A 23,244-nucleotide genomic window follows, 5' to 3' on the forward strand; every position below is an offset into this window, starting at 1 on the left:
CACGGCAAATAATGAAGGATCGAATGTAGAAAATTCGTCACCGTCACGTCAGCGTCCTGTGAGCAGGCTGGTTAAAGCGCCTTTCAGGGCCTAAATTTTTGCCGTGGGTTTCGTTCCTAGGGGAAGGCGCGATGCGTGTTTGACGCAGGGTGTTTGTCTTTTCGATCAGGAGCGAGCGTGATTATTTCCAGGCAATTTACCAGGTTGAGCCTTGCGGGCATGTTGGTAGGGCTGAGTCTTGCGGCAAATGCACGCAATGCGCCGGAGCAGGCCAGCGCCGACATTCGCCGCACCAGTTTTGGTGTGCCGCATATTCGCGCCGAGAACGAGCGTGGACTCGGTTATGGCATCGGTTACGCCTATGCGCAGGACAACCTGTGCTTGCTGGCCAATGAGATTGTCACCGTCAATGGCGAGCGCTCACGCTATTTCGGCCCGGATCAGCTGACGGTCGAGGAGCGCGAGAACCAGGTCAGCGACCTGTTCTTCACCTGGCTCAATACCCCAGAAGCCGTCGCCGGGTTCTGGAAGGCGCAAACTCAGGCAGTGCGTGATCTGGTCGACGGTTATGTGGCCGGATACAACCGCTCGCTGACCGAGCGTCGTGCACAGGGTTTGCCGCAGCAGTGCCAGGGCGAATGGGTGCGCGACATCACCTCGCAGGACCTGGTCAAGTTGACCCGCCGCCTGTTGGTCGAAGGTGGAGCAGGGCAGTTCGCCGAAGCGTTGGCGGGGGCGACGCCACCCAAGGCCGTTGCTCAGGCCGCGGGCGAAGGGTCGTCATTTCAGCTGGCGGCCACGCGCATGCAGCGGTTCGCGCTGGATCGCGGCAGCAACGCGGTGGCGGTCGGCAGCGAACGTTCGTTCAACGGCCGTGGGATGTTGCTGGCCAACCCGCATTTCCCGTGGATTGGCGGGATGCGCTTCTACCAGATGCACCTGACCATTCCCGGCAAGCTGGACGTGATGGGCGCGGCGTTGCCGGGGTTGCCGATGATCAATATCGGTTTCAACCAACACCTGGCGTGGACCCATACGGTGGACACGTCCAAGCACTTCACCCTGTATCGCCTGCAACTTGATCCCAAGGATTCGACCCGTTATCTGCTCGACGGCCAGTCACTGCCGATGAACAAGCAGACCGTGACGGTGAACGTGAAACAGCCCGACGGCCAGACCAAAGCGGTGTCCCATGTGGTCTACAGCTCGCAGTTCGGTCCGATCGTGCAGTGGCCCGGAAAACTCGACTGGGACAATCAGTACGCCTACAGCCTGCGCGATGCCAACCTGGAAAACGACCGGGTGTTGCAGCAGTGGTACGCCATGAACCAGGCCTCCAGCCTCAAGGATCTACAGACCTCGGTCCACAAGATTCAGGGTATCCCGTGGGTCAATACCCTGGCGGTGGATGATCAGGGGCAGACGCTGTACATGAACCTGTCGGTGGTGCCGAACGTCAGTGCCGACAAACTCGCCAAGTGCAGCGACCCGCGCGTCGGGTTGCAGTTGATCGTGCTCGATGGTTCAAACAGCGCCTGTGCCTGGGACATCGACCCGAACGCCGCGCAAAAAGGCATTTATGCGGCGGACAAGTTGCCGCAACTGCAACGCAGGGACTACGTCCAACACTCCAACGATTCGGCGTGGATGGCCAACCCGGCGCAACCGCTCACCGGTTTCTCGCCCCTGATCAGTCAGGAAGGCCAGCCGCTGGGGCTGCGCTCGCGGTTCGCTCTGGACCGGTTGAGCACGCTGAGCAAGGCCGGTCCGGTCTCGGCGGCGGATCTGCAACGGATGGTGATGGACGATCAGGTGTACCAGGCCGGGCAAGTGATGCCGGACCTGCTGCAATTTTGCGCCAACGATCTGGGTGCCGATGCAGCAACGCTCGCTCCGATGTGCGCGAGCCTGAAGACCTGGGACCGCAGTGCGAATCTGGACAGCGGACTCGGCTTTGTACACTTCCAGAATGTCATGGAACCGTTGCAGCAAGTCCCGGATATCTGGCGAGTGGCGTTCGACCCGAAAGATCCGCAGCACACGCCCCGTGGCCTGGCGCTCGATAATTCGCAGGTCACCCAGGCGATTCGCGAGGCGATGCTGGCGTCGGTGGAACAGGTGGAAAAACTGGGGCTCAAGGATGACAGCCGTTGGGGTGATATTCAGGTGGTCAGCAGCGGTGGGCAACAGACGCCGATCCACGGCGGCCCAGGCACGCTTGGCGTGTACAACGCCATCCAGAGTGTTCCGAGAACCGACGGCAAACTTGAAGTCATCAGCGGCACCAGCTATTTGCAAGTGGTGACCTTTGATGACAAGGGGCCGCACGCCCAAGGCCTGCTGGCTTTCTCGTTGTCCAGCGACCCGACGTCGAAGTACTCACGGGATCAGACCGTTGCCTTTTCGAAGAAGCAGTTGAGCCCGCTGCCGTTTACCGAGCAGCAGATAACCTCAGATCCGCAGTATCAGGCGCAGACGATCCGCGAGCAGGATGAAAAAGCCGGGAAGGTCGCCGCTCAGTAAGAGGGCGATTCAAGCAGTAAAAAAGGCCACACCCCCTTGAGGGTTGCGGCCTTTTCAGCTTTTAGGGGTTTGTTGCGGGATCGAATTGAGTACCGGATTACCTTCCTTGTTACGGGTCAGGTAGACCGGCAGCACCTTGGGCAGGGACGCCACCAGGTTGTTCAATTCCTTGATGTTGTAGATGCCACCCAGGCGAATCGTGCCGGTGCTGTGGTCAGCGACCATGACCGGTTTGCTCAGGTAACGGTTGATCAACGGCAGGGCATCGTTCAGCGCCAGATCATCGATCACCAGTTTGCCACTGCGCCACGCCAGGGAATTGTCGTTGGGGTAGGTCTGATTGATCTGCGGCGTGAAGTCGCCGTGTTTATAACGCGCCTGCATCGCCGGCCCCAGGCGCAAGCCATCCCCCGGAAGGTCATCGTTGCTGCTCACCAGCACCGAGCCTTCAATCAGGTTCACGCGTACCTGATCCTCGTACATCCAGACGTTGAACTTGGTCCCGGTGACGCGAATCCTGCCGTCCGCTGCCCTGACAACAAAAGGGTGAGCCAGATCGTGGCTGACGCTGAAGAAGGCCTCGCCTTTTTCCAGCGTGACCCGGCGCTGATCCTTGTAGTTGCTGAAGATCAGTTCGCTGCCGAGGTTCAGCTCCACCTGGCTGCCATCGCTCAGGGTGACCTGACGGACCGTGTCACTCGCTTCGAAATGCTGATACGAATTCGGTAGCCAGCCCATGTTCCAGCCGCTGTACGCCGCCAGCGGCAACGCCAAGGCGCACACGGCGGCGGCGATGCCGACCGTGCGCCAAGGAGCGGCCTGTTTGAAGCGAGCTACCGATGTAACGGCTTCGGGACGCGGCAAATCCCCCGCGACTTCCCAGATCTCGAGCATGGCTTCGTACTCGAACGCATGCAGCGGATGAACATCACGCCAATGTTCGAAGGCGATCCGCTCTTCGGCGGTGCAGTCGACGGCGTGCAGACGCATGCACCAGTGCGCAGCGGCATCGGTGATGGCGTCATATTCGGCTTGCGAGAGAGAATTGTCGGTCATTGACTCATCCTGATTTCGTGCATTCTAACCTTGAGGGGAAGTCTGCGAGAACAGCCGTCATGGCAATTAACCATCAAATGAGAATTATTTTTGACATCAGGGCGTACTGACGTGCAGTTCACGGCCCAGATGACTGACCAGCCAGGCCACACTGTCGGCGTTGCCCAACTGTACGGTCAGCCTGACCAGCGGGTTTTTCTTGAACGTTTCGCGGGCTCCGCTGAGGTTTTCTGCGCCAGTCAACGCCAGGATATGGTCCTTCACCCGATCGGATTCCTTGTCGGAGTTACTGCCCAGATCTTCCCACACACCGGTATCAGGATCTTGGGTCATGAACAGCCGGGTATAAGGGGTCTGGATCGAAAGCGCCGTTTTCTGCACGTGGGTCAACGCACGTTTGAGCTCTGTGGCCAGCGGGGTGGCTGTTCCAATCAGGTCGGTGAACGGCCTGCCGGGATCGAGATAGGAAATGTCCTCGGTTTGACAGGCCATGTGCGACAACTCATGTATCAACGTCACCGCCCGTGCATGGGTGTCGATCGGGAAGGCCGCGTCGGTCAGGTGTTGACGGTAGTGATCGAATCTAAGGTCGAAGAATCTTTCTGCAAGGTGAATTCTGCGGTTTTTGTCTTTGGCGACAATGAAGGCAAACGTGTTTTGGGCGTCTTCGGTCAGCCTGCCGACGGCAAAACGACTGGACTTCGGTTTTCTCAGTGACGGCTCCAGCAACGCTGCGAAAACGTCGCCAATGACTTTTTCAAGCTGCTCGACATGTGCGGGCAGCACATGCTGCACACCGAGGAAATCCATGATGAGCTGATGCACGGGCGTGACGGTCTCGTCGGAGGATTTGAGTTGTTGCAGGTTTCGGTAGCTGTTCCAGGCGTAGGTCGTTGCCAGGTCCAGCGCTTCGTCAATCTGACGGGCCTTCTGTGGAAACAATCGTCGGATACGGGACATGCCCGAGGCATCGACGTTCATGCCATCAAACACCGATCTCGCAGTCTCCAGGCGTCCGAACAGACTGAAGCGAGGCGCCGACTCTCGTCCATCAAGCAACCATTGCTTCGATTCGTTCTGGCGCAGATGAGGGCCCAGCTCGCGTGTGTCGCCGATGCGCCATCGGCTGCCGCGCTTGATGACCGGATACACCTTTCCTTCAACCGGCCCGTAGTGTTGTTTTGTCGTTGGGTGGGTGTAGAGCCCAAGCGTGGCGTCTGAAGTCAGCGAACCCAGATCAACGTTCATGCTTTCGTGGCGCGCGAGTTTCGTGCGTTCGGGGCCCGTGACATCGATGTCCTGCCATTTGAGCCGGGTATCGGGTTTTTCCGGTGCCGGTAGGGCCGGTGTCGACGACCGCAGCGTTGAATCCCCCAGTGTCTGGCGCAGCGTGGAAAGTTCGGCCACGCCGCTGATGAACGCTTTTACGGCGGCTCCCCACCGATGGGTTTGCAGGTCTTCGGCAGATTGCTTGATGTCGCGGTAACTGCGCCACACCGTCTCCGGGTAGGCGAGCTTGCCCATGAAAAATGTATAGGCCTCGTGCAGGTCTTCGCCCAGTACATGCTTGATGGTTGCCCATTCGCCTTGTTTTCGCTCATCGGACTGGCAACCGAGCAATCGGCCCAACAAGGCGACGTTGTCATTGAGCAGGTGTTTGAACAGGTTCCCCTTGATCGGTTGGGAAGCCAGCGTGGTGATGTTCGACGACGTGGCTCTGGCAACGCGGTGATGGGGGGTCGCCATCCGGGTTTCCAGCAGCGTCCGGTCAGGGTTCTGCAGATTCAGGAGTAGCCAGTCGAGCAGCGGTCCGCGGGTCTTCAGTTCTGTCAGCAGCTGGGCTTCGTTTTCATATTCTTTCATCCCGTGCCCAGGGCTGTGAGGCGCAATCAGCACCTGCGCTCCAGTGCGATCCGCCGTCGAGCCGATCAGATAGACACCGGGCACTTTGATCGATTGGGCCTGCCTGATACCCAGGAACTCAAGCGGACGGATGATTGCGTGGGCACCGTCGACCGCCGCGCGGGCGAGGGCGTCGGGCATGTCCATGACTTGCCGGATCAGATCAAACCCGGTCTCGCTCAGGCGCTCCTGAAGTTTTTCCGCGTGGGCGTAATGCATTAATTGCCAGGGCAATTGTGTGTAGAAGCGCTTGCGGCGCTCTGCGTTTGCCGGGGTGTCGGCCAGGGCGTCGTTCACTATTTTCTGTTGATGGTCGCCCGGTTTCAGGTTGCGGATCAGCTCTTTGATGTAGCGCTCGTTCATCCCCTCGGGAATCACGGTGCTATCAAGCGATACCAGTTTGAAATGGAGTGGGTCCAGCGACTTGAGATGAGTCAAGGCAAAGTCGGTCAGGGTTTGGGTGTGGGCCGTCGATGTCGGGCGGGCGTTGATTTGCACCCGGACAGTGTCAGGGTCGATGTTGAAGCCGTCCGCCTTGAGTTGTTTCTCAAGGCCATGGTGCGCCGTGCGTTGCAGTGACCGCAGGCCGGTCAGGTAATCCTGGTCGTCTTTCACATTATCGACGTATTGCTGAAGCAGCTCGGCATGCACAATCAGCTCTTTGACGGATGCCTGGGCCAGCCATGCCGGCAGTTTTTGCCGGGTGGTCAGGGATTGTGCAATGTCCATCGGACGGTCAAGCCCTGTCATCGGTTTACGCAGCGAGACAAGATCCAGGAGATGGGTCAGTGGCGTCGCGGAGAGCTTTGTTGCCAGCGCATCGGTCAGGCACGGCTCATCGAGGTGCACATAAGGTTTTTGCAGGTAATCAAGAAAATGCCCATAGACCCGCTGCAGAGGCGCCAACGTGTAAGTCCGGCCAGGCAAACGCTCGCTGCGACCAAGGTTCTCCAGCAGCATTGAGCGATGGTTGACGTCGGCGAGGCGTCGACCGAGTTCGGTCAGCAACGGCGTCAGCCCTTTGAACGCTTCAAACCCCAACGCAGGTGTCCACACAATCGCCTTGCCCGAATGCACCGGATCCTGGCCGCCTCGTTCAGTCAGGACAAAACAGCTGGCCAGCTTCAACGGATCCGCTGCATCGCCGGCCTTGAGCGCCAGGGAAAACACGTCCGGCAGAAAGCCGTTCAATGCCGCTCGCTGCAGGTGTATCGGGCTGTCGAGCACGGTTTTGATGATTGCCTGCTCCGTTGTACTCAAGGTGCGGGTGACGGCACGCAGCTTCAGTTCACTGCGCAAAGCCGTTGACAACGTATGAGAAAACGTCGATTGCAAGCTGGCCACGGAGTCACTCAGGACGCGCTCAGCGTCAGTGATCGAGCGGGTTGCCGTGGAGATAGCCGGGTGTTTATCCAGAAGTTGATCGAGCGCCTGTTCGACGGAATCGAGCCGCGACAACTCCTCCCTGGCCGACTCGGCGCGGACGGTGGCCGGTTGCGCGCCAAGGCGCCGATCCACGCGTGTACTCCAGCGTCCTGAAGGGTCGGAGGCCAGCAGACGGTCATCGATCAACCCCCGGACATCCAGTGCGCTGTCGAGCAAGGCATGGGGGTCGAGCGTACCTTCACTTTCGCGCAAGCGGCTCAGCGCATGAGACAGGTTGTCCCGTTGCTTGCCGAGGATGTCGGCCATCAAGTGATTGAACACCGGACCAACGATCGGTTTGCCCTCAACCACACGCTCAACCGGCTCCAAAGCAAGAAAGGTGGCGCGTTCGTCCAGCGACATGAAGTTGAGCAAGGTGTCTTCATGCCCTTCGGTTTTCATCATCTCCAGCACGATGTTTTTGACTGCCGGCAGATTGTTCGTCGCTTCGATGCCTCGGGAAGGGGAGTACAGAAAACCCAGGGTGTTGGTGCCTCCGATCATCAAGGTCGAGGCCAGCTCCGCAAAATGCCTGAAGGGTGCGGTCACTCGTATTTTCTCGATGCGAAGAGGGTCGTGCGCGTCAGGCGGAAGGCTGACGTTCATCAGTCGCAGGTATTCCTGCGTGGTCAAACCACCGTTCTGGCGCTGGTGCAGCAGTTTCAGGTGAAAGGTGTCACGCAGGCCCTCGGTGAAAAACGCCAAGCGTGAAAGGCCTGTGCTCATGGATGTGTTCCAGAACAAGGCGAGCAGGCTGTGCAAGTGCGGCGTGAAGCTCTGCGCGATTTCTTTCACCGCGCTTTCCCACGTCAGGTTATCCGCGTCGTTGCTGACGCTGTGCTCGGGATTGGCGAAGACTCTTGAATCGCCGGTGGGCCACTGGTTGGTCAGATAGAAGTGCAGAAGTGCATCGCTCAAAGGGATCGAGGAAATTGTGTGCAGGTCTTCGTTGCCGTCGAAGGCTGAAACGGTCTTCACGAAGCTCTTGAGCCGGGTCAGACGCTGGTCCAGCGCGGGAAATGCCTTGTGCAACGCGTGCTTGAGGGTGTCATCGAGCATCGATTGCAGGGTTGGCGTCTTCAGCAGCTCAGCCTTCATCGCTTTGATGTTCTGTTCCTGATTGTGATCGAGGGTCAGTTGCTGATCCTGGAACACCGCGTCTTCGATGTCTTTCGTGGCAATGTCGGGAACGGTGGCGGCGGGTAAAGCGCTGCGTTGTTCGATGGAGAGAAAGCGCAACAGCTCGCGTTTGCCTGTGGCCTGCGTCAGCCATTCCTTGAGTTTGCTTTTGAGGTCGGCCATATCGGCAAACTTGATCAAGCCTTTCCACGGTGTGTAAAGGATGACCTCTCCATTTTCGGGCCGGCTCAGGGCAAAGGCTCCGGCCAATGGAATGTCTGTTTTGCCGGTTACTTTCAACAACAGTTGGCAGGCCTGCATGGGCTCTTTTTGCGCGACGCGAGCAGCGTGGGTGGCCAAATACACGTGCTTCAGCCATTTCAGGTCGTCGAGGGTGAAGTTCAGCGTGTTTTCGCGTTCACCGGGTTGTCTGGCATTGGCTGCGCGTTCAGCCTCGTCGAAAAAATAGGGCTCAGCGGGGGTGGTCATGGATGTTCCTCATTGGCTGCGATCAGTGGCCATCGCAGGCTATTGGTTGAGGAAAAACATTAAGGTCAGCGGAGTGCTTCGGTGCGGTACATATTGCTTGAGCCGATCAGGTGCTCGAGACTTGACAGGACGCCGGTACAACAGCGCTTAATCGACGTCTGCTGTTGGTTGCCGAGCAACCTCGTTTCCCCTGGTGCCCGTATTCAATAATAAAACTGGAGCTTCAGATGACCGCAACGCCCGAAGTGGCCGTCAGTTCGACCACCCCATCGCTCGATTTCGACGCGCTTGTTGTATTGCTTGAGCAAATTTTCCTGCGCCATGGCACCTCCGCCGATGTCGCCAAGACCCTGGCGTTGAACTGCGCCGGCGCTGAACGCGATGGCGCCCACAGCCATGGCGTGTTTCGTATTCCAGGTTATGTCTCGACACTCAAGAGCGGCTGGGTCAACGGCCAGGCCGTGCCCGTGGTCGAGGACGTCGCCTCGGGGTTTGTCCGGGTCGACGCGGCTAACGGTTTTGCCCAACCCGCGCTGGCGGCCGCCCGGGCTCTGCTGGTGGAAAAGGCCCGCAGCGCCGGGATTGCGGTGTTGGCGATCCGCAACTCCCATCATTTCGCGGCACTGTGGCCGGATGTCGAGCCGTTTGCCTATGAAGGGCTGGTGGCGCTGAGCGTAGTGAACAGCATGACGTGCGTGGTGCCCCACGGCGCCGACCGGCCGCTGTTCGGCACCAACCCGATCGCCTTCGCCGCACCCCGGGCTGACGGTGAGCCGATTGTCTTTGACCTGGCCACCAGCGCCATCGCCCATGGCGATGTGCAGATTGCCGCGCAAAAAGGTGAACGCTTGCCGGCAGGCATGGGCGTGGACAGCCTTGGCCAGCCGACTGAGGATCCGAAGGCGATTCTGGAGGGGGGCGCGCTGCTGCCGTTTGGTGGGCACAAGGGTTCAGCGCTGTCGATGATGGTCGAATTGTTGGCGGCGGCCCTGACCGGCGGCAATTTCTCCTTCGAGTTCGACTGGAAGAACCATCCGGGAGCCAAAACGCCATGGACCGGCCAACTGCTGATCGTGATCGATCCGAGCAAGGCCGCCGGGCAGAATTTCGCCGAACGCAGCCAGGAACTGGTGCGTCAGATGCACAGCGTAGGGCTCAAGCGCCTGCCGGGTGATCGACGTCACCACCAGCGAGCTCAGTCCAACGCTCAAGGCATTCAGCTGAACGCTCAGACGTTGGCTAACCTGCGAGAACTGGCAGGGCTCTGAAACGTTTTTTGTAGAAGCCAGGCTTGCCGGCGAAGGCGCATTTGAAATCGCCTTCGCCAGCAAGCCTGGCCCCTACAGGTTCGATGTGTTTCTGTTTAACGGCGGCCCAGCAGCAACCCGACCACCAGGCCGAACCCGGCGGAGATGGCCACGGTTTGCCATGGATGGCCACCGATGTAGGTCTCTGTCGCGTCGACCACCGGTTTGGTGCGGTCACGAACACTGGTGACCGAATCCCGGGCCTGCTGGAGTTTCTGAGAGATTTGCCCGCGAAGGGTCTCGGCTTCCTCACCCACCAGAGAAGCGCTGCTTTTGAGCAGTTTTTCCGATTCTTCGATCAGTGCCTGAAGTTCGCTGAATGCCTGATCCTTGATCTGGTCTTCGGCGGTTTGTGCGGCGGTTTTCCGGGCCATTGGGTACTCCTTGCAGGTAAATGGGCAGTGAACAATGGAGTCTGCGGCAACTGAAAAAGTTGCAGCGACTTTGCGTATTGACTGTACGCCAAGGAAAAATCCCGAGTCGGATATTTCGTCCTACAGTGTAAGATGTCGCCTATTTTACGCAGCAGGTAACTCCCATGAGCTTCAATCTGGCCGACAAACCCCTGGCTGAGCGCGCAGCGCTTGAAGATGAGAAATCCCGTCTGTTCGACCTCTGGCAAAGCAACCTTGGCAAATCCAAGGGCGAGGCCGCGCGGTTGTTTGGCGAACGCGCCAAGCGCAAAGGCAAATGGGCTGAATGGGTTCGCGCCGAACTTGATGCCATGTCGCCCCCGGAATTCGCCAATATGGTGCGCAGTGAAGTGAATCGCTTGATGGCCGCCAAGTAAGGCCTGCCTTCACGCAAAACTCGCGACAATGGCCTCGCGCACTTTCAACACCACCGGATCGAGCTGCGTGCTGGTGCGCCAGCCCAGTTCGATCGGGTAGCGCGGTAACGCCAAAGGGCAGGGCAGCAGCGCCAGACCGCAGAGCGTCGCGATGCTTTGAGCGGCGTGGGCCGGAATGGTCGCCACCGCCTGACTGCCCTTGAGCAAGTGTGGCAACGCCGCAAAGTGGGTGGTCGAGGCGCATACCCGCCGACTCAGCCCCAGCGCCGCCAACCCCTCATCGGTGATCCCGATAAAGCCGCCGGACGACACCAGAATGTGCTCGCGGGCGACGAACTCCTCAAGCGTGAGAGTCTGTTGCCCCGGGGCCAGGCTGAGCGGATCCACCAGGCACGAATAACTGCCTTCACCCAGCACCTGACGACTGAGCAACCGCTCGCTGAACCCGCCCGCGGTGATCGCCAGATCAATGCTGCGTTCCATCAATGCCTGGGCGACGATCTGGCTGTGGGTTTGCCGAAAGATCAGGCGCAACTTCGGCGCGCTGCGCGCAATGGCCTCGATCAATCGCCGGCCGTAGGCCACCTCGAAATCATCCGATAACCCCACCGTGACCGAGCGCCCGTCGTAATGATTGGCCGCCGGATCGACCATTGCCAGGCTCTGACGGCATTTGTTCAGCGCATCGCTCACCACCGGTTTTAACTGATTGGCCTTGAGCGTCGGTGCCAGGCCACGGCCGGTGCGCACGAACAATTGATCGCCATACAGCTCGCGCAGTCGCCGCAACGCCGCGCTGACGGCCGATTGCGTCACGCCCAGGCGCAACGCCGCACGGCTGGCGCTGGACTCTTCATGCAGCGCTTCGAAAACTTTGAGCAGATTGAGGTCAACAGTGGCGATATTCATTTGGCTCATATCATTCAGCAGTGAGTCGGGCTTTATTCATGATCCCGTGGCGCATGAGAATGGGCAACACCTCAACGCTTTCGGAGAGATCGCCATGCCAAAATCCATTGTCGCAGCGTTACAAATCGGCGCCTTGCCCGGCGGCAAGACCGAGACCCTGGAACAGATTCTTGCCTGGGAAAACGCGATTATCGAATCCGGCGCCGCGCTGGTGGTGATGCCCGAAGCGTTGCTCGGGGGTTATCCCAAAGGCGAGACGTTCGGCACTCAGCTGGGCTACCGACTGCCGGAAGGTCGCGAAGCGTTTGCCCGCTATTTTGCCAACGCCATCGACGTGCCCGGGGTCGAAACCGACGCCCTGGCCGGGTTGTCGGCGCGCACCGGGGCCAACCTGGTCATCGGCGTGATCGAGCGCGCCGGGAGCACGTTGCATTGCACGGCGCTGTATTTCGATCCGCAGGCCGGCCTGGTCGCCAAGCATCGCAAACTGATGCCCACGGGCATTGAGCGATTGATCTGGGGCAAGGGCGATGGCTCGACGTTGCCGGTGATCGACAGCCAGGTCGGGCGAATCGGCGCGGTGGTGTGCTGGGAAAACATGATGCCGCTGCTGCGCACCGCGATGTACGCCAAAGGCATCGAGGTCTGGTGCGCGCCGACCGTGGATGAGCGCGAGATGTGGCAGGTCAGCATGCGCCACATCGCTCATGAAGGCCGTTGTTTTGTGGTCAGCGCTTGCCAGGTTCAGGATTCACCGCAAGCCCTGGGCGTGGAGATTGCCAACTGGCCGGCGGATCGGCCGCTGATTGCGGGCGGCAGTGTGATCGTCGGGCCCATGGGCGACATTCTGGCGGGGCCGTTGCGTGACGGGGCCGGGTTGCTCACCGCTGAAATTGACACCGACGACCTGGTCCGCGCGCGTTATGACTACGACGTGGTCGGTCACTACGCGCGCCCGGATGTGTTCGAGTTGAGCGTCGACGAGCGCGCCAGGCCCGGCGTCCGTTTCACCACATAACCGTCACTGGTTGAACAGCATCATCCCTGTAGGAGCGAACCTGCTCGCGAATGCGGTGTGTCAGAAAACACATGTATTGACTGACACTCCGCATTCGCGAGCAGGCTCGCTCTCACAGGGGATATTCATTGTCGGTATGGCCGAGTTCCGGCTGTCGACCCCGGCAAGCTCAGTTTTCCGGTGTCGACGAAGCGCACCGTTCCAAACCCGCCAGTTTGCCGCGTAACACGTAGGGAAGATTATTCAGTGTCTGCGTCTGGCTCAGCCCCAACGTCTGGCGCAACACCGAGAACGCCGAAACGCTCAGCACGGTTTCGGAAAAGCGTGCAATCGAGCCCGATTGATCGCTGACGCCGGACGCCATGCCATGGCTGGCCACGCTGCTGACCCAACAGCATTCACGTGCTGTCATCGGTTGTTCTTGTCCCTGGTATGCAACCATTCCTGCCAGGCTTGTCGGTATTTTTCATCCGCCCGTTTTTTCGCGTCAGAAAATTTATGGATGGTCTGCGCCGAAACGGGCTCGTTCAACAATGTGTAGGCTTGATCGTTCAAACGGTCGGCTTCAAAAAACAACGCCCTGCTATGGCTGATCGATTTAAGGTTGGTTGCATGCGGCGAGGCTGATTCATTGATGGCCATGGTCGTACTCCTTCTGGAAGCACAAGAAGGTGAGCTCGGTGTCCTGATCCCCCCTCAACTTTCCATATTGAGACAACCGCGCCCGGTTCTATTCGTCACGTGTCCAGTTGACGCTCAAGCCATACTTATCATCGCCGTACCGGTAATCAGAGTTCCCTTTGAACGCGGCTTCCAGTGCATGGCCCAGGCGATTCGCGAGATGGATGCCGGTCGTGGTCACGATTAGAGCAGCCGCTGAGTCGGTAAGGCCGATGATGCGCTCCAGGGCATGCTCGGCTTTTTCCTTTTTTTCGGTGTTTTTGATCAGGTTGATGATTTCATTTCGATGCTTGAGCAAGAAGCTGCCCGATAACGTGAGCGTCCCCGCTGGCATGTTGTCATCGATGCGTCGGCAGGCTGGGCACGTCACTGTTTGCGCATCATGAATGACCGTGTTTTCGGGGTGTTTCCAAGTCCAGTTCCCGGCTTGATAGACCGCGTCACACTGCGGGCAGATGGCTGAACCTTCAACCCGCTGCGAGCAATAGGGGTCATGAGTGGATGTTTTGAACAGCTTGCTTTTTTGACTCTGCTGAAACTTGTCCATGGCTTTTCTCCTCGCGCATCAAATGGGAAAAGATCTCACCTGTAACCGTGAAACCGTGACTGAAAAACAGATCCCTTCTCCTTTCAGCCTGCTGAACACACACCTTCATTTGGACTCTGTTTCTTGCTGCGCGAATTGATCTTTGTCAATTCCGGGACGTGAACTGACAGTCGGTCATCCCGACGGTGCGCGCATTGTTTGGGCCGTCTGGGGCGCGGTGGCGTTGTGAGTTTGTTGATAAAAGTCAACGTCGCCCGGGCCAGTTCATAGAAGCTGCCAAAACGCACTTGTTGTAAAACTGGCCAGGAGAACACCCTGATGGCTCACACTAAAATCGTGTTTCGTGCTGCAGCCCGCGAGAAAATCCTGAGTGGCGCCACACAGTTGGCAGACGCCGTGCGAGTGACGTTGGGGCCAAAATCAAAATCGGTGCTGATCCAGAGTAAATGGGGCAATCCAACGGTCTGCAATGATGGCGTCACGATCGCCAAACGCATTGACTTGCTCGACCCCGAGGAAAACCTGGGCGCGCAAATGCTGCGTCAGGCGGCCGAACGCACAGGCGATGCGGTAGGGGACGGGACCAGTACGTCAACGGTGCTGGCCCATGCAATCCTGGCCGATGGCATCCGTAACGTCGTCGCGGGTGCCAGTGCAATCGACCTCAAGCGCGGCCTGGATCGCGGGCTGTCGTTGGTCGTCGAATCCCTGGCCGCCCAGTCACGTCCGGTCAGCACCCCCAAGGAAAAGGCCCAGGTCGCCACGCTGTCGGCGCATAACGATGCCGTCATCGGTCAGCTGGTGGCAGACGCCCTGGAAAAGGTCGGCGTTGAAGGCGTCGTCAGTGTCGAGGAATCCAAGACCACCGAAACAGTGGTCGAAGTCATGGAAGGCATGCGGTTTGACCGGGGTTATGTCTCACCCTATTTCGTGACCGATGCCGAGAAGATGCAGGTCGAACTCGATGACGCCTACTTGCTGCTTTGTGACCATAAGATCGGTGCACTCAAAGACTTGCTGCCCTTGCTTGAACTCGTGGCTAAAAGCGGGCAACCACTGGTTTTGATCGCGGATGATATCGAGGGAGAGGCGTTGACCACGCTAGTCGTCAACCAGATACGCGGTGTTCTGCGAGCGGTGGCGATCAAGGCTCCGGGCTTTGGTGATCGGCGCAAGGAAATGTTGCAGGACATGGCCGTTCTGACGGGGGCAACGGTGGTTTCCAGCGAACTGGGCGTCACTCTGGAACAGGTGGAACTGAACCAGTTGGGACGTGCACATCGAGTCGTGGTGCAAAAAGACAGCACGGCGCTGATAGGGGGCGCCGGTACGCGCGAGGCCATCGAGGCGCGTTTGCAGCAGATCCGTGCGCAACTAGACAGTACCACCAGCGATTACGACCGTGAAAAGCTTCAGGAACGACTGGCAAGGCTGTCTGGCGGTGTTGCGGTGATCCGGGTCGGGGCGCCTTCCGAAGCCGAAATGAAGGCGCGCAAGGATGCGCTGGATGATGCCATCTCAGCGACCCGGGCGGCGATCGCCGAAGGCATTGTGCCGGGGGGTGGTCTTGCGTTGCTCAAGGCCGTCCCGATTATCGCAGCCGAAGAGGCCCGATATGAGGGCGATGCCAGGACCGGCTTGCAGATTCTTCGCCGGGCGCTGGAAGCTCCGGCCAGACTCATCGCTGAAAATTCGGCAGTGGATGCCGGCGTCGTGGTTGCGCGCATGCTCGCGGAACCTGGGAACATTGGCTTCGATGCGTCTGCCAATTGCTATGTCGACATGTACGAAGCCGGCATCATTGACCCGACCAAGGTGGTGCGTATTGCCCTCGAAAATGCTGTTTCAGTCGCCAGTATCTTGCTGCTGACCGAGGCGACCATGACGGATATTCCGGAAAAGGAATCACCAGCCCAGGCCCCTTTCCCTGAATGAAACGCCCATCGTGGGTAACGTCATGTATAGGAGGCCGCCTCAGACATCGCCAGGTGATTGAGAATCGGGTTTTCGCCGTGCAAGTAACTCAGTGACTGGTGCATCAACTGGACAGCTTTTTCTTTTTTCTCGTATCGCTTGGCCGGATCGGCATGACGTAGCGCTGCACCCGCAAGGGAGAAGCTGCGCGTGGCAGCCCGCAAAGAAAGGAAAAACGCCAAGGGTTTGCAGTCTTCCTGCACATCACTGTGGTTGAGGTAACTGGACAACAGCCGAGCACCTAACCTGTTCAGGCCATGGTGTTGCAGGTCCATCAGCACAAAAGCCAGGTCGTAGAGCACATCGATGCAGGAAAGCCGCTCACTGAACTCGATGCCATCGAAGAGGGTGGGCTGACCGTCGAGCAGGCAGATATTGGCCAAGCGCATATCACCATGGCAACGGCGAACGCGGCCCTCACGGCGGCGATCTTCGAGGCAGCCGGTCAACGACTCCAACAGGGTCCGGGAGGTATGAGCAATCGCGGTGACTGTCGCGAAATCGAGGATGGGTGGGTAGCGAGACATTTCCCGATGGTTTTTCTCGATTTCTTCATACAGGTCCGGGATGTGACCGTAAGAAGGAGTGATGGGTGCATTGGCATGAAAGCGGGCGATCTCAGCCCCCAACTGTTCCATCATCGGTTCAGTCAGACGTCCTTCAATGGCCATACGGTCAAACAGCCGATCCTGAGCGAAGCGGCGCATCACCACGAGCCAGTCAACCGCTGGTCCGCAACCGTTGAGCGCCAACTGGCCATTCGCCTGGCGATTGATCGGACACAGGCTCAAATACAGCGTCGGCGCAGTCCGTCGATTGAGCAGTAACTCTGCCTCACAGGCGTTTTTGCGGCTTTCCAGGCTGAGGAAATCCAGCTCGGCAAACGCCACGGCGCGTTTGAGTTTGTAGGCGCGGTTGGCATGCAGAAAAATCACCGAACCATGGGTCTCGATACGCTCCACGGGCTGGTTTGACGTGCCATAGCTGGACGGCCTGGAAAGAAAGGCTATGACCTCGTCTTGCGGGGTGTGCATTCTCGCCTCCACGTCGTCTGCGGACTTTTCGGCAGTGTGAAGAAGGGAAGGCCCGCTCCGATTGATATTGATCAAGTACGGTGGAATGAAAGGCTGCTCCTCTTATGGGGGCTCACGTCGGTAGTTGATATTTATCAACGTCAGGCACTTTCCGGCGGAGCAACCTGAATCAGCGCTGGTGCTTGGTCCGGCGTGGACGCAACGGCTGAGCCCTACGAGGCCAACGGCAGGCGTTGAACCCTCTGCCTGGAGTCAGACCATGAGCCAGTATCAACAACTGTTACTCATCCTCCACCTGGCCCTGCGCCATTCTCCGGCAATCGACCATGCAGCAGCGCTCGCCAGGGCCAGCGGTGCACGTTTGCATATTGCGACGTTGATTCCTGCGTTGAAACTGTTGTCGCTGCTCGAAGAAGGCGACCGGGAAAAGGCTCGGGAGCGTTACCTGCAGGACCATCACGATTGGCTGGAGGACCAGTCCAAACTTCTGCGTGGCAGAGGGATCGAGGTGACCACCGAGGTGGCGTGGGCTGATGACATGGAGCAAGACATCCTGGATCACGTCAAGGAATTGCAGCCCGACCTGTTGATTAAGGAAATCCAGCAAGAATCAGCGCTCAAGCGCACGTTTTTCACCCCGCTGGACTGGCACTTGCTGCGCCACTGTCCGGTACCGGTTTATCTGGTGGGCGGGGCTCACCATGTCCTGCCGCGCAGGATTGTGGCGGCGGTTGATGCTTCGGCGGGTGGGCCTGAGAACAGTGAGTTGAATGACCGCATTATCCACCAGGCTTCCAGCCTCGCCATACAGTGTGATGCCGAGTTGCACCTGCTGTATGCCTATGACATTACGGAAGACTACCTGGAGGAATTGGGCGGTGGCTTGAAACTGTCGGAGCTGACCAAGGGGCTGCGCAAAGAGCTGGAACAATCGTTTCTGAAACTCGCCGGTCGGTACGGTGTGCCTGCTAACCGTCGACATTTCATTCTGGGACATCCCGTTTCGGCGCTGAGCGAGTTCGCCAACAAGCACAACATAGATGTGATCGTGATGGGCAGAGTCCAGTACCACGGGGTGGAGAAACTGCTGGGCAGCACGACCGAACATATTCTGTATCAGGTGCCCTGCAGTGTCCTGGCGGTCTAGGGACGGACCGAAGACGACTCAAGGTGGCAAACATGCATCCAGCGATCATTAAGAAAACCCTGGCCAACTTGCCGTTAGCGCCGAATTGGCTCGATAGCGTGCAAGCTCGGGAGGCCTTTTCCTGGCAGGTGGAAGCCAATGCGCTGGCCGGTTTGCCGGGCGGCGGTTTGAACCTGGCGTATGAGGCCGTGGATCGTCATGCGCAGGGTGCGCATCGACGGCATACGGCATTGCGCATTCTTGATCGCAACGGGGGGAGTTGCGACATCAGTTACGCCCAACTGAGCATCCTGACCAACCGGTTTGCCAATGTATTGAAAAAGCTGGGCGTGATGCCCGGCGAGCGACTATTTGTACTCTGTGGCCGAGGGCTGGAACTGTATCTGGGGGTGCTCGGTGGCCTGAAACTCGGTTGCGTGGTGTCGCCATTGTTCTGTGCGTTCGGCCCGGAGCCCATCGAAACCCGTATGCGTCTTGGCGAAGGCAGTGTGTTGCTGACCAGCGAAACCCTCTACCGGCGCAAGGTCGCGGCCATACGCGAGCGTTTGCCGGCCCTCAAACATGTGCTGCTGTACGACGAAAACGGTGGCGATACGGCGCAGATCGAGGGGACGCTCAATCTGCATCAGCTGCTGGCGCAGGCAGAGGAAGCCTTCACCGTTGCCAATACGACCGCCGACAGCCCCGCACTTTTACACTTCACCAGCGGCACGACAGGCACTCCGAAAGGCGTGTTGCATGCCCATGGCGCGGCGCTGACCCACCGCGTCACCGGGAAATACGCCCTGGACTTGCACCCCGAAGATGTCTATTGGTGCAGCGCCGATCCGGGTTGGGTGACGGGTACTTCCTACGGGATCTTTGCCCCGTTGTTGCTGGGCGTCACCAGTGTGGTCGAGGGCAACGAATTCGATGCCGAGCGTTGGTACCGGATACTTGAGAAGCAACAGGTGACGGTCTGGTATACCGCCCCGACGGCCATTCGCCTGCTGATGAAAGCGGGTGCGGAGTTGGCGCGCGGCCATCGTTTTCCGAGTCTGCGGTTTATTGCCAGTGTCGGCGAGCCGCTTAATCCCGAGGCTGTCTGGTGGGGCAAAGAGGTGCTTGGGCTGCCGATCCACGACAATTGGTGGCAGACCGAAACCGGCGGCATCATGATTGCCAACACGGTTGCCATGCCCATCAAACCAGGCTCCATGGGTAAGCCGCTGCCGGGTGTCGAGGCGGCCATCGTCGTTCGAGGAGAAGAGGGCGGACTGGCGTTTCTGGGTGACAACGAGGTCGGTGACCTTGCCTTGAAACAGCCATGGCCTGCCATGTTCCGTACCTACCTGGGGCAGGAGGAGCGTTATCGTCACTGCTTTGTCGGCGAGTGGTACCTGAGCGGCGATCTCGTGCGTCGCGATGCCGATGGTTACTACTGGTTCATTGGTCGCAGCGACGATGTCATCAAGTCGGCGGGTCACCTGATCGGTCCGTTCGAAGTTGAAAGCTCCCTCATGGAACACCCGGCCGTAGCCGAGGCCGCGGTGATCGGCAAGCCCGACCCGCTGTTGGGTGAAACCGTGAAAGCCTTTGTTTCACTCAAGCGTGGTTTCACTGCCAGCCAGGCCCTGCACGACGAGTTGCTCGGTCATGGACGCAAGCGCCTCGGGGCGGTCGTTGCGCCCAAGGAACTGGAATTTGTGGAAGTGCTTCCGCACACCCGTAGCGGAAAACTCATGCGGCGTCTGCTCAAGGCCCGGGAACTGGGTTTGCCTGAAGGCGACACTTCCAGCATGGAGAGCCCGCCATGAGCCTCCCACCGCGGTCCCAGGACATTGCTCTCGACCTGCTGCGGGACATGGTGCGTATCCGTCGTCTTGAGGAGCGCGCTGGCGAGTTGTACGGGGAGGGCAAGATTCGTGGCTTTCTGCACCTGTACATCGGTGAAGAAGCGGTCGCCGTCGGCGTACTGCATGCACTGGCAGCCAACGATGCGGTGGTCGCGACGTATCGCGAACATGGCCACGCCCTGATCAAGGGCGTCCCCATGAAAGCAATCATGGCCGAAATGTATGGGCACCAGGAAGGATGCTCGCGAGGGCGCGGCGGCTCAATGCACCTGTTTGATGCCACGACACGATTCTTCGGGGGCAATGCCATTGTCGCGGGTGGCTTGCCACTGACGGTGGGTCTGGCACTCGCTGAACGTATGCAAGGTGGAGCGCGTCTTTCAGCCTGTTTTTTTGGTGAAGGCGCGATGGCGGAAGGGGCTTTCCACGAGTCCATCAACCTGGCCGCATTGTGGCAACTGCCGATGCTGTTTTGCTGTGAAAACAACCTCTATGCGATGGGGACTGCCCTGGACCGTTCGCAGTCGCAAACGGACCTGTGTGTGAAAGCCTCGGCCTACAAAGTCGATACCCGGTCCGTCGATGGCATGGACGTGATCGCGGTGTATGACGCCGCTCGTGATGCGGTTGAACACATCCGTGCGGGGCGTGGGCCTTTTTTTCTGGAGTTTCGCACCTATCGGTTTCGCGCCCATTCGATGTTCGACCCACAGCTGTATCGTGACAAGGACGAGGTGGAGCAATGGAAGACCCATGGGCCGATCCATACGTACAGTGCACAGCTTAAGGCCGAGGGCCTTTTGGACGAACCCGGATTTCTGGCGATCCTCGCCCAGGTGGACGCTGAAGTGGAAGCCGCCGTTACTTATGCCGAAAGCGGTAGCCTGGAGCCGCTCGAGGATTTGTCTCGCGATGTCTACACCCCAAGGGCGGCGCCATGAGCATTCGTATGAGCTATCGCGAGGCGCTGCGCGAGGCAATACGTGAGGCGCTGCAGCGGGACCCACGGGTATTTCTGATGGGCGAAGACGTCGGTCGCTACGGTGGCAGTTATGCCGTGTCCCTGGGGTTGCTTGAGGCGTTTGGCCCCGAGCGCATTCGAGACGCGCCATTGTCCGAGCTGGGTTTCGTGGGAGCCGGTATAGGGGCGGCTTTGGGGGGCATGCGGCCGATTGTCGAAATCATGACCGTGAACTTCAGTCTGCTCGCCCTCGATCCGTTGATGAATACGGCTGCTGCCTTGAGGCACATGTCCGGTGGACAGTTCTCCGTGCCCCTGGTTGTGCGCATGGCGACAGGCGCCGGACGCCAGCTTGCGGCGCAACATTCGCACAGCCTGGAGGGCTGGTACGCCCATATTCCCGGGCTGAAAATCCTGGCGCCGGCGACCATCGAAGATGCACGCGGCATGCTCTGGCCAGCGCTGCTGGATCCGGACCCGGTGCTGATATTCGAACACGCCCAGCTCTACAACCTGGAGGGTGATGCGGGCGAGTGGGAGACGGTGGACATCAGCTCCGCCAAGGTCCGCCGAACCGGCAAGGACCTGACCCTGATCACTTACGGCGGCACACTCGGCAAGACCTTGGAGGCTGCGCAGGTACTGGCCGGGGAGGGCATTGATTGCGAAGTCATCGACCTGCGTGTCCTGCGCCCTCTGGATGACAAGACTTTGATGGCTTCTGTCTGCAAGACCCGTCGGGCCCTGGTGGTCGATGAGGGATGGCGCAGCGGCAGTCTATCCGCCGAGATCATTACACGGATCATAGAACAAGGCTTTTTCGAGCTGGATGCACCGCCGGCACGGGTGTGCAGCGCCGAAGTGCCGATACCTTATCCCCGGCATCTGGAAGAGGCAGCCCTGCCACAAGTGTCGACGATCGTCGCGGCCGCTCATGAACTGTGCCGGGGGACATCAGGGTGAGCGCAATGACGTGGCGTATTCAAGTATCAGGCCAGGAAGGTAAACGATGATCGAATTCAAATTGCCCTCTCTGGGGGCTGATATGGATGAAGGCACGTTGCTGGAGTGGAAAGTCCATCCGGGCGATGTGGTCAAGCCGGGCCAGGTGATTGCCGTCGTCGATACCGCCAAGGCCGCCATCGATGTCGAGTGCTGGCATGAGGGCACGGTGTCGCAACTGCTGATCGATATCGGCGCCAAAGTCCCGGTCGGTACCACCATCGCCCGGTTGTTGGAACCGGGCGAAGATCCGCACAGTGCGCGACGAACAACGACGGCGGCGCCGCTGCTGATCGAAGAGCAGGCATCGTCCGGCAGACGCCCGCGGATATCTCCCGCGGCGCGCAAGCGTGCTGCCGAGCTAGGCGTCAGCACCGCTGATGTGAAAGGCCATGGGCCACAGGGAGTCGTTACCCTGGAGGACATCGAGGCAGCCGCTCATGTGGCGCACCCGCCGGACCCCGACCAGGCCATGCGGCACGCCATTGCGGCGGCCATGACTCGTTCAAAACGCGAGATTCCCCATTACTACCTCAGCGAAACCATCGCCCTGGATAAAGCCATGGCCTGGCTGCAGGCACACAATGCGCAAAGCACACTTCAAGAGCGCCTGCTGCCCAGCGTCTTGCTGCTCAAAGCAGTGGCGCTGGCCTTGCGCGACTATCCGCAGCTCAATGGTTTCTGGCTGGATAACGCCTTCAAGCCCGCACTCGATACCGACCTTGGGGTGGCAATCACCTTGCGCCAGGGTGGCCTGGTCGCCCCGGTGCTGCATCATGTGGCGGACACATCCTTGACTCATTTGATGAGTGAACTGGCCAGCCTGGTCGAGCGCGCCCGCAGCGGATCCCTGCGCAGCTCCGAGCTGGGAGGCGCCGGCATGACGGTCACTCAACTCGGCGATCAGGGCGTGGACAGCGTATTGGGGGTGATCTATCCGCCCCAGGTTGCCTTGGTCGGTTTCGGTCGTATCAGTGAGCGGCCCTGGGTGAAAGAGGGCCAGCTGTGTGTCATGCCCACTGTCATTAGCAGTTTGTCCGCCGATCATCGAGTCAGCGACGGTCATTACGGCGCACGTTTTCTGGGCGAAGTTCGTCGTTTGCTGCAGACGCCAGAGGCGCTTTGAGGAGAGGGCATATGAACCCGCAAATGATCCGCGATGAAGTATTGAAAGCCTTGAAAAGCATTGCCCTGGAACTTGAAATCGAGCAGTTGCGATCTGATCGGTCACTGCGCGAAGAGGTTGATCTGGATTCCATGGATTGGCTTCGTGTCATCGAGGCTCTGAATCGGAGCCTGGGAATTGCAATTCCTGAAAGCGATTACCAACACGTGGACACCCTGGACAAGCTCATCGCCTATCTGGGGCAAAAGGCGAAATCCGGCGAAGCCGAGCCTTCGATCCGCAAGGGGTGAAGGTACCGGGCAGCAGTGCCGTCACGCATTGTTTGCCACTCAAACGGTGAGCCGATCGAATCGTCGGTTGCCACCGGTTCCGCCCTGATCTGATTTAAATCAGCAGCAG

18 protein-coding genes and 1 pseudogene are annotated in these 23,244 nt (G+C 59.2%); 11 read left to right on the forward strand and 8 right to left on the reverse strand.

Going from position 1 to position 23,244, the window contains the following annotated elements:
* Positions 1–177: 177 nt before the first annotated feature.
* Positions 178–2,523: a bifunctional acylase PvdQ gene (gene pvdQ / locus BLU63_RS26395; protein WP_083376648.1), complete on the forward strand. Its 2,346-nt coding sequence runs from the start codon at positions 178–180 to the stop codon at positions 2,521–2,523.
* Positions 2,524–2,577: 54 nt separating this feature from the next.
* Here pvdQ and BLU63_RS26400 read toward each other — a convergent pair whose 3' ends face one another.
* Positions 2,578–3,579: a FecR family protein gene (locus BLU63_RS26400; RefSeq protein WP_010460659.1), complete on the reverse strand. Its 1,002-nt coding sequence runs from the start codon at positions 3,577–3,579 to the stop codon at positions 2,578–2,580.
* A gap of 96 nt (positions 3,580–3,675) precedes the next feature.
* Positions 3,676–8,514, reverse strand: a complete 4,839-nt coding sequence (locus BLU63_RS26405) for a dermonecrotic toxin domain-containing protein (protein WP_083376649.1) — start codon at positions 8,512–8,514, stop codon at positions 3,676–3,678.
* 227 nt (positions 8,515–8,741) lie between these two features.
* Between BLU63_RS26405 and BLU63_RS26410 the strand changes: the two genes are divergently transcribed.
* Positions 8,742–9,782, forward strand: a complete 1,041-nt coding sequence (locus BLU63_RS26410) for an Ldh family oxidoreductase (RefSeq protein WP_083376650.1) — start codon at positions 8,742–8,744, stop codon at positions 9,780–9,782.
* Between the two features lie 95 nt (positions 9,783–9,877).
* On the opposite strand, the gene BLU63_RS26415 is transcribed toward BLU63_RS26410, so the two are convergent.
* The gene (locus BLU63_RS26415; RefSeq protein ID WP_010460652.1) at positions 9,878–10,195 is read right to left on the reverse strand and encodes a DUF883 family protein; all 318 of its coding nucleotides are present in this window, start codon (positions 10,193–10,195) and stop codon (positions 9,878–9,880) included.
* 164 nt (positions 10,196–10,359) lie between these two features.
* Between BLU63_RS26415 and BLU63_RS26420 the strand changes: the two genes are divergently transcribed.
* A complete protein-coding gene (locus tag BLU63_RS26420) occupies positions 10,360–10,611 on the forward strand; it encodes a hypothetical protein (protein ID WP_010460650.1) in 252 nt (83 codons plus the stop codon).
* 9 nt (positions 10,612–10,620) lie between these two features.
* Here BLU63_RS26420 and BLU63_RS26425 read toward each other — a convergent pair whose 3' ends face one another.
* Positions 10,621–11,529 carry a LysR family transcriptional regulator gene (locus tag BLU63_RS26425; protein ID WP_077747761.1) on the reverse strand — a complete coding sequence of 303 codons (909 nt, stop codon included), beginning with the start codon at positions 11,527–11,529 and terminating at the stop codon, positions 10,621–10,623.
* A gap of 85 nt (positions 11,530–11,614) precedes the next feature.
* On the opposite strand from BLU63_RS26425, the gene BLU63_RS26430 reads away from it, so the two are divergent.
* Positions 11,615–12,538, forward strand: coding sequence for a carbon-nitrogen hydrolase family protein (locus tag BLU63_RS26430; protein WP_083376651.1), 924 nt, complete (start codon positions 11,615–11,617; stop codon positions 12,536–12,538).
* A 125-nt stretch (positions 12,539–12,663) separates the two neighbouring features.
* Here BLU63_RS26430 and BLU63_RS26435 read toward each other — a convergent pair.
* The 3 genes and pseudogenes from BLU63_RS26435 to BLU63_RS26445 form a co-directional block, all read right to left on the reverse strand.
* Positions 12,664–12,902 (reverse strand): annotated as a pseudogene (locus BLU63_RS26435) (LEA type 2 family protein); the annotation flags it as partial.
* Between the two features lie 44 nt (positions 12,903–12,946).
* The gene (locus BLU63_RS26440) at positions 12,947–13,180 is read right to left on the reverse strand and encodes a hypothetical protein (protein WP_083376652.1); all 234 of its coding nucleotides are present in this window, start codon (positions 13,178–13,180) and stop codon (positions 12,947–12,949) included.
* An 88-nt stretch (positions 13,181–13,268) separates the two neighbouring features.
* Entirely contained in the window at positions 13,269–13,766 is a 498-nt protein-coding gene (locus BLU63_RS26445) for a BCAM0308 family protein (protein WP_010460640.1), read from the reverse strand.
* Positions 13,767–14,084: 318 nt separating this feature from the next.
* Between BLU63_RS26445 and groL the strand changes: the two genes are divergently transcribed.
* A complete protein-coding gene (gene groL / locus BLU63_RS26450; protein WP_083376653.1) occupies positions 14,085–15,701 on the forward strand; it encodes a chaperonin GroEL in 1,617 nt (538 codons plus the stop codon).
* Positions 15,702–15,721: 20 nt separating this feature from the next.
* Here groL and BLU63_RS26455 read toward each other — a convergent pair whose 3' ends face one another.
* A complete protein-coding gene (locus BLU63_RS26455) occupies positions 15,722–16,774 on the reverse strand; it encodes a phosphotransferase (protein WP_083376654.1) in 1,053 nt (350 codons plus the stop codon).
* Between the two features lie 259 nt (positions 16,775–17,033).
* On the opposite strand from BLU63_RS26455, the gene BLU63_RS26460 reads away from it, so the two are divergent.
* From BLU63_RS26460 to BLU63_RS26485, 6 genes are read left to right on the forward strand one after another with little or no spacing between them, the layout of a single operon-like run.
* Positions 17,034–17,921 carry a universal stress protein gene (locus BLU63_RS26460; protein ID WP_083376655.1) on the forward strand — a complete coding sequence of 296 codons (888 nt, stop codon included), beginning with the start codon at positions 17,034–17,036 and terminating at the stop codon, positions 17,919–17,921.
* Between the two features lie 32 nt (positions 17,922–17,953).
* Positions 17,954–19,717, forward strand: coding sequence for an acetate--CoA ligase (gene acsA, locus BLU63_RS26465; RefSeq protein ID WP_083376656.1), 1,764 nt, complete (start codon positions 17,954–17,956; stop codon positions 19,715–19,717).
* Positions 19,714–20,697, forward strand: a complete 984-nt coding sequence (pdhA, locus tag BLU63_RS26470) for a pyruvate dehydrogenase (acetyl-transferring) E1 component subunit alpha (protein WP_083376657.1) — start codon at positions 19,714–19,716, stop codon at positions 20,695–20,697. Before acsA ends, pdhA begins: the two co-directional genes overlap by 4 nt.
* Positions 20,694–21,680 carry an alpha-ketoacid dehydrogenase subunit beta gene (locus tag BLU63_RS26475; protein WP_042932032.1) on the forward strand — a complete coding sequence of 329 codons (987 nt, stop codon included), beginning with the start codon at positions 20,694–20,696 and terminating at the stop codon, positions 21,678–21,680. The genes pdhA and BLU63_RS26475 overlap by 4 nt, the downstream gene beginning before the upstream one ends.
* Positions 21,681–21,726: 46 nt before the next feature.
* On the forward strand, positions 21,727–22,845 hold the full coding sequence (locus BLU63_RS26480) for a dihydrolipoamide acetyltransferase family protein (protein WP_083376658.1): 1,119 nt from the start codon (positions 21,727–21,729) through the stop codon (positions 22,843–22,845).
* 11 nt (positions 22,846–22,856) lie between these two features.
* Positions 22,857–23,135 carry an acyl carrier protein gene (locus BLU63_RS26485; protein ID WP_083376659.1) on the forward strand — a complete coding sequence of 93 codons (279 nt, stop codon included), beginning with the start codon at positions 22,857–22,859 and terminating at the stop codon, positions 23,133–23,135.
* Positions 23,136–23,244: the final 109 nt, after the last annotated feature.

Source organism: Pseudomonas mandelii (genome assembly GCF_900106065.1).
Classification (GTDB): domain Bacteria; phylum Pseudomonadota; class Gammaproteobacteria; order Pseudomonadales; family Pseudomonadaceae; genus Aquipseudomonas; species Aquipseudomonas mandelii.